A 12149-nucleotide genomic window follows, 5' to 3' on the forward strand; every position below is an offset into this window, starting at 1 on the left:
ATGTTTTTTCAAGGCGCGCCAGCTCGCCCTCTACACATTACCGCATCTGTCAGAACAATGGTCGCGGCCGCAGGCATCACGAGTTTGCTCGCTGGGGCTATTGGCAACATCTACTTCATGCTAGAAGCACCGAGAAACGCGACCAAGCTAGCCCGCACCATTTCCGTAGCAACCGAGGAACTGATTACCATTTCCGAGGTTTCGCTTGAGGAAATCAACCGCCGTCTGTTGGACGTTTCTACTCAGGAGCTTTTAGGAAGCGCCGACCTCCACCAAACGCTTAATCGCTTTGATCGATACCTTCCCCCTGGGGCCATTATAGTCATTGCTGACTCCAGCGGCAGTATTCAATGGACAAGTCGACCTCTACCGGCACCAGCCCTCTACAAGCAGCTAATTCCAGAAACCAACAACGATAACTCGAGTACCCCAGGCGACTCCATCAGCACCTTTAAGAGCCCCGGGACTTCGAGCTTATCCTATCTCGTGGTGACCCGGCCGCGAACCCGGATCACCACGTTGGTCGGGTGGCTTTCGCTCTATGTGCCCTTATCCAATCTACAACAATTTGCGAGCGTCACCGCGGGCCCGACGCCCTACCAGCTTCTTCTTTCCACCGGGGATCAAGGGCGTCCGTTCGTCCTCGCTGGTGACCAGGGTGCTTCCATGGTTCCGAATTCGGAACCCGTTGGCACTCCACTTCAGGGGCGCGGCTTCGGTAATGACGTGTACTACGAGCAAATTGGCTCGCATGACGCCTTCATCGGCGTTAGGGCCACTCACCAATTCTGGACGAGCACCGTGCCCCACGTCGCCTGCATCAGCGGCCTGGCTGCACTTTCAATCGCTGTGTTCCTTCTGATCCTGCAAGGCATGAGACCGGGCGTCGGCAATGCATCCCTAGATGCCAATACCCCGGTCGGACCCACTTCTCAAGAGAAAGCTCCTAACCTCACCCTAGATGAAGTTCATTGTACCGTTCGCGTGTTTTCAATCCTGCAATCTGACTTGCATAGAAAAATCAATACTATTTTGGCCGACGAATTTGGGGAAACGAAGTTGTCGGCTGAGCAAAAGCACACTATCGCAAATCTGCTTTCTTATGTTGATACCCCCCCAGATGCATTCAGCATTGATCATACAATGGCTAAAAACATTCCTCTTTCTTTGTATCTTCCCTTGTTGGCTGAACTTCTGGAGAAGCTATTCAAACGAGACATCCGGGCGTCGGTAGGCGCCGATCATTTTACGCTCTACGTCACGGCGAATTCTGCGACATTGACGCTGATCATCATGTCGCTGGCCCACGCCCTTTTGCGCCAGAACGCCAGCCGGAGCATTAGTCTATCCGCGACTTTTAAGCCAACGCCCTTTTACCCAAATGCCCTGAACGATCCTGCCGACCAGGTGGTGATTTCTATTGGGTGTACAGACGCCGTGCCTACACGGCTATCACCGTTCGACAACATCACCAATGCCGCCTCTTTCGATCTCGCGGGCCGGCTCGCCAGGATCGCCGCGTTTCAACTCAGCTCAGAGACAGATCCTAAAGGTGGCCTCACATATCACCTGTCGTTACCAGTGCGCTAAAGCTAGTTGTTGGCGGATTCCTGTTTGTCGGGCCATTCCCGCAGGCGGACGTTGCGATGAGCAAGGATCGCGGGGCATTTACTCCTGACAAAACGGGCAAACTGATCCCGCCTGAAGGACTGGCGATCATCCCCCCAATGCGGATCTGAGACCGCCAGGCTCTTGAGCCGCTCGGCCTCCCTTTTCAACTCGCTGGGGGCGCCCTCGAGATTAACGAACGACACGGGGGGCTTATCCAAATCGCCTTTCCTCGACGTTCCCCAGACCACGCCGACTTCGCACAGAGCAACCCTCATTGCCAGACGGTCATTCAGCCGCGGCGCTGCCGTAACGCTGATCCTTTGCGCCAAGCGGAAGGCATCCTCTTGAGACATTGGTATTTGGCTCTGGGGAAGGCCCAGGACCGCGTCAATGGCCGGCGACGTCCAATGAGATAGCCGCCCGTACGCTTCATCGGTAACCCTGAGGGCGTAAATGTAGGCCATGACGGCGTCACTTTCAGGTTTAGGCCAGCGTCCCTGGCGATACCGAATTGCCATAAAGGCGTCCGCTTCCATCTCGGCAAATGGCCCATGCGGAATGCCGCCAGGTCCCGCCGGCGATTCCTCGAGGTCAGCTGCTTGGTCAATGCAGTGCCATTCCTCATGAGAGAATATTGCTTCAAGTATGACTTTCACGACGACCTGGTAATCCAGCTTGCCGTACCTATCTCCCGAGTATAATTGTACTCCACGAACCATTTCTCTTAATTGCTTTGGGGTGGGCATCGATATTCCACATGTACCGGCGGACTCGGACGGACTTACATCCGGGTACAGTTCTTCCAATGGGCCGGCTTCAATTATCCCGGCCTTAGGGATAATCCTCGCTAATACTCTTATTCCGGGGAAATCGGATTCAGCTTGCGCACCCCACTCAGCTCCATTTTGATTGATCATCGCTTCAAGCTGCGTATTGCCGGAAGCGGAGAAGCCCTGGTTGGCGGCTCCGACCGATGGCCCGTTCTGAAGCGTGAAGCTTTCCACATCAATCCCAGCAAATAGGCCCGCTGACAATACCGCCGCCACTGCTAATGTCCTACGCACCGCATCACCCACTGACTGTTAAGCTTACCCATCAACGACATTAAGGCCCCAGAAATATTAATAAATGGCATTAGTTCCGAGCCTTGCCTGAACATTATAGCATAGATGTATCACCCCATGCGTTTCATTTTCGTTATGTTAACTAACAACTCCAGATCGCCCGTGAATACGTATCAATATCGTGCATAGCACGCGAAAGTTTGTACTAATGCCCGACCATAAATGTGCCGCCAATCGGTACGGACATCCGAATTCGGAACTTTCGAATGTGCCCGGGATACTAGGACCACACATGCCAATGTGGTAAAACCAAGGCACATGAAACCCGATAGGCCGTAACATGGAAACCATAACCACGGTCCTCGCCTTCCAAGACATGCTGCTGAGCGCAAATCGCACACCGGGCCATTTCAAAGAAGTGTTTCGGAATGGCATGAAAAGCCTTGGGTTCGAGACATTCACCTTTGCTCTCACCAAAGTCGTTCCAGGCACAATAACGGCAGGGCAGCCAACGTTTTCTGGGCCTCCCTTTTGTATAACGACTTGGGAAGCCGGGTGGCAGAGCCACTATCAGACAAACCGTTTCTATGACAAAGATACGGTCTTCCAAGCGGCCCTTCGAAGCGTCCTTCCAGTCAACTGGGCCGACCACAAGCCTATTCGTAAGGATGATCCGGCTTGGGCAGTATTCTCACACGCGGAAGACGCTGGTTTTAATCAAGGCATCACCATCCCGATACATGGTCCCGAAAACACCTTCGGACTCATCTCAGTAACCTCCTCTATGAATGACAAGGAATTTTCTCGGCAAATACAGGTCCACCAACCTTCAATTTGGTTAATGGCTATGCATTTCTACCAAGCTGTATTGAACAATTTGAACAGCCAGGGTGGCCTCACCTATGATCCTCTGACCACAAAGGAACGTGAAGTCCTTATCTGGGTCAGTTATGGGAAAAATAATGCTGAGGTCGCGGCAATAATGGGGATCGCCGTCGGAACCGTCCGATTTCATATCGCTAACGCATGCGCAAAGCTAAAGGTCTCAAATCGTATACAAGCTGCTGTGAAGGCCAGCCAGCTCGGCATCCTTTTTGGCAGTGTCCCCGTTAGTTTCAACGATACAAACCCCTCCACCTTCGGGGATTTTCGCTAGGAAGACCCTGTCTTCAAGGGCAGCTACCGGACTATAGGGCAACCAAACTTCCCCTCGGCGGGCCCGCGACCTATTGATGTGTGTGGGCATAGTCGCTGCGGGCTAAGCTCCATGGCCTCCCCCCACACCCTGTCTATTCACACAGGTTGTCGCGGCCCCCATTCCTCTCACAAGTTGGAGCCTTGCTAGGGTTGGGATTTGCCGCAAGCGGCAGAAATCACCCGAAGATTTTGGCTCTACAGAGAGTGACGATCATGCCGCGCAGGACATCCGACGCCGTGGAACTGGCTTATGAGATGAAGATTGAACAACATTTGGCAGGCCGCATCCGGCTGCGCCGTGGCCTGTTGGGACTGTCTCAGGTGCAGGTTGCCGACGCTCTGGGGCTGACCTTTCAGCAAGTCCAAAAATACGAAAGCGGGGCAAACCGCGTATCGATCGCCAGACTCGTGCGCTTGGCCGATGTCCTGAACGTTCCAATCACTTTTTTCTTCGACGGCATGGATGGCGATATTACCTCCCGTGAGCCCTTGACACCCCCCGCCCCGGACATCACGGACCTAAAGCTCACACGGCGCGATCTGGACCTTCTCCGGGCCTGGCGGAGCGCACCGGCCAACGTCGCCGACTGTATCACCACTCTCTTGCGGGTCATCTCTCAGCAGGATGAATCCTGCGTCGTGGCTTTCCTGCCCAAGCCAGCCGAGGAAACTCAACCTGCCCCGGCACGCCGCACTTACCGCCGCCGCGCCGCTATCTAGCCCATTTCTGCCCACCTGCCCGCCTTCCCACAAGAGATTGAAATCATGAAGCCCGAATTGTACACGCAGGACCAACTTGACCAGCTCTCCGATCAAGATGCAATCAAGGGCAATGTCACGGTGTTGTCCCGAATGATCAACTCGGTCATTGGCGACAAGCCTGTAGGCCTCGCTGTCGTCGGCAAATGTGGGACCGGTAAATCTGTCACCGCATGTTCTTTAAAACCCGAAATGGTGGGCGGGGCGGATATTGTTCATTTTCCTTGGCGCTGGAATAGCGACGCTATTAAATATGAAAAGCCCACAATCGTTGTCCTCCATGAAGCCGATTGTCACCAAGACTATGAACTCCCCATTTCCGTCTTCGACACGCACATATATACTCACGATGACTATTTTGCGAGACAGTGCAGTCTGATGGCTGAGAGAACGGCAGCGCACATTGAAAAACTAAAAGGCAATCTGGGCCCACGTTCTGCCGTTATTGCTCTTTTCCAAGTGGAAAACGATGTGCCTGCCAATATGCGAATTGCCTCTCCCTATGCATTATTTAAACGCACCGGAACTGGTATGGCTGAACTGACAATCGTTTCGCGGTACGGGCGGCAGTGAAGCGTCGCCCGCAAGGCAATAAACTTCAAAGATATTATCGTGAGCGACTTGACCGCTGCCCGCAGGCTGCACCGGCCACTTTCTGGCACCGTCTTTTCAATCTGGACGGACTGGATGAGGCACAGACTGGAGATTACCCTAATGGCCGTCGTTGAAAATTTTGAAGAAATCGAGATCGATGACGATGAGCCGACAGGGGAGACCAACTGGTCATGGTGGGCAGCGCAACCAGACCAGATACGTAACCTTGATGTCGCCCGAAACGGCGACCTCTCCACGCTAACGCAAGAGGAACTCATCGACGCCCTGCGTGCCCTATCCAAGACCAGTACCGTCAAGGAGTGGTTTGGCCTGGGAAAATTCACTCTTGAGCGTCGCCGCCACGATGAAATCCATGATCTGCTATTGAGCAAATACGGCGTGTTCGCCCAGATTTGCCAGTATTGGACGGACGTGGATGTGACCTATGGCGTCGAGCCATTTGATGACTGAGCCGAGAGGGTCTTTGGAAGCGAAACATTTTGGATGATCTAAATCAGTGTGAATTTCCCTACTGACAATACCGCAAACAAGGGCTGAGTAATTTAACCATGACCTTTACCGCATTTATGTCTTATCTCGCCATTCCGGTGGCCCTGATTTTGATGTTTGAACATCGTCATCCGGTAATCAGAAGAATATCGGATTTTATATTCATGCCAGTGACCTTCGTCAGCGTACTATTCGCGCTCACTTCAACATTCGGCGTGCGCGGAACCTGGAGCCGCTGGAAGGCCGACCGCATACGGTTTGATGGCTATGGCCGCGCATTTACGCTTCCCGATGACAAACTGCCGCCTCAGCAGGCACCTAAGGCCGAGTGATAAGGATATCAGGGAGCTAGGCCCTAACCGCTGGTAAGTCGGTCCAACGGGTCGTATAGCACGGGGTTCTCTTGGCAGATGTAGTGGCCCAGACCCGCCTACCGGCGATCCCCGCCCCTGCCAACCCCACCGTTCCAGCTCCCATCTTCCTGTTCAAGCCATCAACGGCCGCCATCAGCGCCTGGCGCCGCGGCCCGTCACCCTCACCGAACAGTCCCGCGGGCGCGATCGCCGCCGGGTACAGCCCATCCAACACCACGCCGGCCCGCCGGCATACCCGGCCAGGCTGCCATAGTTGCTGCCCGGCACTGACCGCGGCTGCCACCAGGACGCCCGTGTCACCGGACGGCTGGGGCAGGGACACCCCTGCGCTTCGGCTGAAGTACCCGTCGGTAGGCCCGAACCGGTCACCATTGAGGAACACCCTGACGTAGCTGGCCACCAGGCCCTGGCCTCGCAGCTTCTCGCCCGCCCGGGACGTGAACGCGACCAAAGCTTCGCTCACCCCTTCCCATTGCTCCACCCCCCGGCCGAACGTGCGCGTCACGGCCAGGCTCTTCCGCGGCGGCGGTACCTCCTCCAGCGGCATGCAGGACAACCCGTTCAGTTCGTCCACGATCTTCTGCCCAAGCACACCGAGGACTTGGCGCGCCAAGCGACGGTCGAGCCGCCGCAGGTCTTCCGCTGTCGATACCCCTAGCGCCTGCACTTTTGCGGCAGTCGCCGGCCCCACGCCCCAGACATCTCCCACCGGTAAGGCCGCCAGCAGCTCCTGCAGTTCAGGCCCCGCCAGTAGGCAAATCCCCTCCGCCGCCGGCAACGCCTTCTTGGCCAGCTTGTTCGCCACCTTGGCCAGGGTCTTGGTCTTGCCTATCCCGACGCACGTTGGGATTCCTGTCCATTTCCTCACCGCCGCCCGGGAGGCTGCGGCAAGGTCTCTTAGGCCACCTAGCTCAACGCCCGACCAGTCCAAAAAGCTTTCGTCAATGCTGTAGGGCTCCACCCTGGGGGTATACCGACGCAAGACCTCCAGCACCCGCGCGCTCATATCCCCATACAGCGCATAGTTGGAGGAAAGGGCGATCAACCCCGCCGAGCGTTCCAGGTGCTTCACTTTGAAATATGGGTCGCCCATGCCGATCCCCAGCGCCTTGGCCTCGTTGGACCGAGCCACGGCGCACCCGTCATTGTTCGACAGCACAATGACCGGCCGACCTTCGAGTTTCGGATCCATGACCCGCTCGCAGGACACGTAGAAGGCGTTGCCGTCCACTAGGGCATACATGGGCTGGTCAACGCTCCGCCAGCCGCCGAAAAAGGTGAATGCCGGCGGTCACCTTGCCCCAGATATCTATCTGGGAGCCTTCCCGGGGCACCAGCTGGCGGAGATGCGCTTCGTCCTCGGGGAAAGGTTCCGACGCAAGAGCCAAACCACCAGCCGGCCCGCGCACCAGGCGCTTCACCACCAGCTCAGCGTCAACGGTAGCGACGACGATGTCCCCGACCCGAGCTTCGCTGGACCTGTCACATACGATGATATCGCTGGGATGGATGCCCGCGCGCCGCATGGATGTTCCATTCACGCGGAGGAAGAAGGTCGCGGCCGGCTCCTTCACCAACAGCCGGTCCAGGCTCAATCGCTCCTCGATGTAGTCCGCCGCCGGCGACGGAAACCCGCAACCGGCACGCTGAACAAAAAACCGCACGTCTCGGCAATGCGGGCCGAAGACCAGATCCACAATTTGCATGGCGACCTCACAAACGATGAGGCCAAGAACATAACGGGAACATTGATCAAAGAGTCAAGCGCGCGATAGGGTCCATACCCAAACGCACCGGCGCGCGCGCCTTCAGGGTCAGCAAAACAAGCGAAGCAGAGCCTGGAACAGCCCCTCGATCGCGGCGCTGAACCAATTCCGACGTCGCTCATCTCCGCGAAACCGCAGGTTTGCGCGCCCGATGACGGTGTTGGCGAACGACCCGCCAGGGGGCTCCCAGCGCTGATACCCCTTTTTCACCCCATTCCCCATTTTCCCCTCCCAAAACCTCTACCCTGAAGATGGACAGGCCCCGGCCGGTTTCAATCCCGATGCTCAGCATCCGGGTGGCGCGCTGGGGGCCGGCAGCGCCCTTCCACACTTCGTGGTGCGACGGCGGCCGGTAGAGGAAGAGGGCTGCTTGGTTCGAGTGAAGGATTTGAGCCGAGAGAGTGTCTCAAGGCACCTTCCCAGGAGCCCGATAAGCCATGAGCAAAGCCGCGACCAAGATCGTCCTTTCCCAGATCAGCAATATCTCGCTCGACAAGCTGCAGCTGTCCCAGAGCAACGTCCGCCGCATCAAGGACGGAGTGTCCATCGAACAACTGGCCGAAGACATCGCCCGACGCACCCTGCTTCAGTCCCTGTGCGTCCGGCCCATCCTCGACGCCGAAGACCAGCCGACCGGCTTCTATGACGTCCCCGCCGGCGGCCGCCGCTTCACCGCCTTGCAGCTTTTGGTGAAGCAGAAGCGTCTCGCCAAGAACGCCCCCATCCCCTGCATCATCCGTGAGGACGGTATCGCCGAGGAAGATTCCTTGGCGGAAAACACCCAACGGGCTCCGCTCCACCCGTTGGACCAGTACCGCGCCTTCAAGGCTCTGCGCGACCACGGCAAGTCCGACGAAGAGATCGCAGCCGCCTTCTTCACCACCGCCAAGGCCGTGGGCCAGCGTCTCCGCCTGGTCACCGTCTCCGAAACCCTTCTGGACGCCTACGGGCAAGATCAGCTGACCCTGGAACAGCTGATGGCCTTTTCCGTTACCGACGATCACGCCCGCCAGGAGCAGGTTTGGGAGGAAATCAAACGCAACCCGGGTTGGGGCTGCCAGCCCTATCAAATCCGGCATAAGCTGACCGAGAAGTCGATTTCCAGCACCGACTACCGCGTCAAGTTCCTCGGCCTGGCCACCTATGAAGCCGCCGGCGGCGCCGTCACGCGGGACCTCTTTTCACAAGAGGATGAGTGCTTCCTCACCGACACCGCCCTGGTTGATCGCCTGATCATCGAGCGCCTTGACGCAGAGTCCTCCGCCCTCAAGACAAAGGGCTGGAAATGGGTGGAAGCGGCCCTCTCCATCCCCTACAGCGCCAGCTACGGCTTGCGCCAGATCCAACCCACCGGTGAGCCCGATCCCACCAGCCTCGAACGACTGGCCCAGCTGGAACAACAGCGGGACGCCCTGGTGGAAGGCCACCCCGAGTACGAGGACCTGCCTGACGACATCAACGAGAAGCTCGAGGAGATCGAAGCCGCGATAGCCGAGATCGAAAACGAGCCGGCCACCTACACTCCCGCTGAGATGGCCATGGCCGGCTGCTTCGTCTCGGTGTCGCGCGACGGCGAACTGGCCATCAGCGCCGGCTACGTCCGGCCGGAGGACGAGCCTGTCCTGGACGCTCCCACAGATGCGGACGCCGACGGCGTTTCCGATACGGCCAAGGGTGACCCCACCGACCCGGACACCACCAACCCCACTGACCTACCCACCCGGGCTGCGCCGGAGCCCGAGGAAGACGACAGCGGCCCCGCCATTCCCGCACGCCTGCGGGCTGAGCTGAGCACCTCCAAAACCGTCGCCTTGCGCAACGCCGTGGCACAGCAGCCGGAAGTCGCCCTGACCGCATTGCTCCACCGACTGGTGGCCAAGCACTTCGCCGGCACCCCGCTCGCCTGCCTGGAGGCCAGCGTGCATGAGACCCGCTTCACGGCTGAACCCCCCAACCTCGATCAGAGCATCGCCGCCATCGAAATCACCAACCGGAACCTGCAATGGGCCCAACAAGTCCCCACCGAAAAGATCGCACTCTGGAATTGGCTCACCAACCTGAGCCAGGCCGACCGTCTGGCCCTACTGGCACACGTTGTCAGCTACGGCATCAATGCCATCGACGAGGTCACCTACTCCTACGGGCCGTACACCAGCCCCCTGGATCAGCGCCTGGCCGACGCGGATCATCTCGCCGCTGTCGCCAACCTCGACATGGCCACCCACTGGGAGCCCACTACCGAGAACTACCTCGCCCGCGTCACCAAGAGCGCTATCGTCACTGCCGTCAGGGAAGGGTGCGGCGACGAGCGCGCTTCGCTGATCGAGCATCTCAAGAAGCAGCAGATGGCGGCCGAGGCCCAGCGGCTGCTGAGCGGCACCGGCTGGCTTCCCCCTCAGCTGCGTGTCACCGCCGCCAATGACGATTTTGTCCCGGCTATCGCGACGTCCGACGAACTCCCCGCGTTCCTGGAGGAGACCATCTGCGATGACACCCCCGACAACATCCAGGCCATCGCCGCCGAATGATTGAATCGAAGCAGCCCCGAGCACCGGCGCTTGGGGCTGCGCAACCTCAACGGCAAAAGAGACCGCAATGAGCTACCGCATCGTATTTCGTCAGATGGCCATCCTCTTTCCCTTCGATGACGTCGCGCGCACCAAGAGGCTGACCTACGACAGCCAGTACCTCCTCTTGGAAGAAGGGGGCGACAACAACCTCTTTGACGCGCGGACCAATAAGGTTGCGCGCGACTGGACCGTCTTGGCCGCCGGCATGCATTGGCAGGTCATCGGAACTGTCACCAAACTGGCGGCGGCGGCCGCCGGCGGATCGCTCAGGCTCCGCAATCGGCAGACCACGCCGGAGGGCTACATCGGCGCTATCCGCCGACACCTTGCCGACCCCATCGCGCCGGACGAGGCCAAGCGCCAAGGGGTTCGTGTCAACGGCACCATTACTATCGGCCAAGATGAAGTCATCTACGACCCCAAGCACTACGAACGACTGGCGGAGCGCAATCACACTGAAACCAGTCGCGACGGCCAGGCCGTAAAGGTCTGGACCTTCAACTTGCTCGACCCAGGGGACCTGCTCGACTTCCTGACCTTCCACACCCTTGAACAGTACCAGGTCCAGGCAACGCGGGTGCCCAAATCCATCTGGAATCAGACCGCAGCCTGGGCTCCAGACGTCCTGTGATGCCGGACTTGAACCTGCGTAATACCCACCGCCGGGCCCGAAAAGCTCCGCGGCCCGCATAGTCGGGCCGTCGCGCCGGGCCATCTGTTTCAGGAGCCAGACATGACCGAAACACCAAACACAGTCGCAGCAACGGCCGACAACCAGTCCCTGATGTCGGAATATCAACGCTTCGCAGCACTTGACGCTCAATTATTCGAAATCAACAAAGGAGCGCTACTGGCCGCGCTCGCCACGGCGGGCATTACTCATGTCGTAGTCACGTTCGACGGCTGCGGCGATTCTGGACAAGTCGAGGATATTGAGGTCAAAGCCCGAGATAATATCTCCACTTTTCCATCCACTGTTGTCGAGTTTCTCGACGCTGTTTGGGGTGAAAATGAACCGCGCAGGTCCACTGTCAGTTTAAAGGAGGCCACTGAAAGACTAACCTATGACGTTCTCAGTCAAGTCCGTTCCGGCTGGGAAAATAATGATGGTGCCTACGGCGAGGTCGTTTTCGACGTCGCGGAGAATACCATAACGCTCGATTTCAACGAGCGTTATACCGCCATCGAATCCCATAACTACAATTTCTGAGAGGACAACATGGGACACTGCTATCACCATGCCCTCTCATCTATGAGGAAATGGGGCGGCGCACCGGAAAACTATCTCCCTCTGCACCAGTGGTTCGATGAATCGAAGGCGATCACCGCCGACTTCCGCCATCGAGCGCTTCGCCACCATGCCGAAGGCATCTTCATGCTGGAGCGCTTCTTCGGGCCGACGATCACGGTCTCCACCGGACGCATTGTGCCGGTCCGCCTCATCGGCGAGCAGCACGTCCTCGAAGACCTCGGGTATATCCCGAGCTTCGCGGACTGGGTTCGCTGCATTCGGCCCGAAGCATGGATGGGCCGCGCCCAGCCCATCCACAAGCTGGTGGACCCATTCGCCAGCCAGGCGCCGACGACACCAGTCGAGCGTGCTGCCCTTCCTGGCCTCGCAGCGCAAGCTCCAGCGTGAGAGTGAGAGGACAGTCCCTGCGGGGTGTAATCGGGCCATAGCAGAGCCCGGCGCCTAAACCCGGA

Annotated in this window: 13 protein-coding genes; 10 read left to right on the plus strand and 3 right to left on the minus strand. The window is 58.2% G+C overall.

Annotation, left to right across the window (positions count from 1 at the left end; all coding sequences use genetic code 11):
• The gene (locus P5F91_RS29135) at positions 1 to 1590 is read left to right on the plus strand and encodes a hypothetical protein (protein WP_277909024.1); all 1590 of its coding nucleotides are present in this window, start codon (positions 1 to 3) and stop codon (positions 1588 to 1590) included.
• 2 nt (positions 1591 to 1592) lie between these two features.
• On the opposite strand, the gene P5F91_RS29140 is transcribed toward P5F91_RS29135, so the two are convergent.
• Positions 1593 to 2657, minus strand: a complete 1065-nt coding sequence (locus tag P5F91_RS29140) for a hypothetical protein (protein ID WP_277909025.1) — start codon at positions 2655 to 2657, stop codon at positions 1593 to 1595.
• 358 nt (positions 2658 to 3015) lie between these two features.
• On the opposite strand from P5F91_RS29140, the gene P5F91_RS29145 reads away from it, so the two are divergent.
• The 5 genes from P5F91_RS29145 (at position 3016) to P5F91_RS29165 (ending at position 6067) form a co-directional block, all read left to right on the plus strand.
• A complete protein-coding gene (locus P5F91_RS29145) occupies positions 3016 to 3831 on the plus strand; it encodes a helix-turn-helix transcriptional regulator (RefSeq protein ID WP_277909026.1) in 816 nt (271 codons plus the stop codon).
• A 278-nt stretch (positions 3832 to 4109) separates the two neighbouring features.
• A complete protein-coding gene (locus P5F91_RS29150; protein ID WP_277909027.1) occupies positions 4110 to 4592 on the plus strand; it encodes a helix-turn-helix domain-containing protein in 483 nt (160 codons plus the stop codon).
• 45 nt (positions 4593 to 4637) lie between these two features.
• Positions 4638 to 5204, plus strand: a complete 567-nt coding sequence (locus tag P5F91_RS29155; RefSeq protein ID WP_277909028.1) for a hypothetical protein — start codon at positions 4638 to 4640, stop codon at positions 5202 to 5204.
• 39 nt (positions 5205 to 5243) lie between these two features.
• Positions 5244 to 5696, plus strand: coding sequence for a hypothetical protein (locus tag P5F91_RS29160; RefSeq protein ID WP_277909029.1), 453 nt, complete (start codon positions 5244 to 5246; stop codon positions 5694 to 5696).
• 98 nt (positions 5697 to 5794) lie between these two features.
• On the plus strand, positions 5795 to 6067 hold the full coding sequence (locus P5F91_RS29165; RefSeq protein WP_277909030.1) for a hypothetical protein: 273 nt from the start codon (positions 5795 to 5797) through the stop codon (positions 6065 to 6067).
• A gap of 16 nt (positions 6068 to 6083) precedes the next feature.
• Here P5F91_RS29165 and P5F91_RS29170 read toward each other — a convergent pair whose 3' ends face one another.
• Both P5F91_RS29170 and P5F91_RS29175 read right to left on the minus strand, forming a co-directional pair.
• Positions 6084 to 7352 (minus strand): Y-family DNA polymerase, encoded by a 1269-nt coding sequence (locus tag P5F91_RS29170; RefSeq protein ID WP_277909031.1) that lies wholly within the window; start codon positions 7350 to 7352, stop codon positions 6084 to 6086.
• A gap of 7 nt (positions 7353 to 7359) precedes the next feature.
• Positions 7360 to 7815, minus strand: coding sequence for a LexA family protein (locus tag P5F91_RS29175; RefSeq protein ID WP_277909032.1), 456 nt, complete (start codon positions 7813 to 7815; stop codon positions 7360 to 7362).
• 497 nt (positions 7816 to 8312) lie between these two features.
• On the opposite strand from P5F91_RS29175, the gene P5F91_RS29180 reads away from it, so the two are divergent.
• From P5F91_RS29180 to P5F91_RS29195, 4 genes are all read left to right on the plus strand, one after another.
• Entirely contained in the window at positions 8313 to 10403 is a 2091-nt protein-coding gene (locus tag P5F91_RS29180) for a ParB/RepB/Spo0J family partition protein (protein WP_277909033.1), read from the plus strand.
• A 67-nt stretch (positions 10404 to 10470) separates the two neighbouring features.
• A complete protein-coding gene (locus P5F91_RS29185; protein ID WP_277909034.1) occupies positions 10471 to 11076 on the plus strand; it encodes a hypothetical protein in 606 nt (201 codons plus the stop codon).
• 102 nt (positions 11077 to 11178) lie between these two features.
• The gene (locus P5F91_RS29190) at positions 11179 to 11655 is read left to right on the plus strand and encodes a DUF6878 family protein (RefSeq protein WP_277909035.1); all 477 of its coding nucleotides are present in this window, start codon (positions 11179 to 11181) and stop codon (positions 11653 to 11655) included.
• Between the two features lie 9 nt (positions 11656 to 11664).
• On the plus strand, positions 11665 to 12084 hold the full coding sequence (locus tag P5F91_RS29195; RefSeq protein ID WP_277909036.1) for a DUF6915 family protein: 420 nt from the start codon (positions 11665 to 11667) through the stop codon (positions 12082 to 12084).
• Positions 12085 to 12149: the final 65 nt, after the last annotated feature.

The sequence above is a fragment of the Nitrospirillum amazonense genome (assembly GCF_029594735.1).
Classification (GTDB): domain Bacteria; phylum Pseudomonadota; class Alphaproteobacteria; order Azospirillales; family Azospirillaceae; genus Nitrospirillum; species Nitrospirillum amazonense.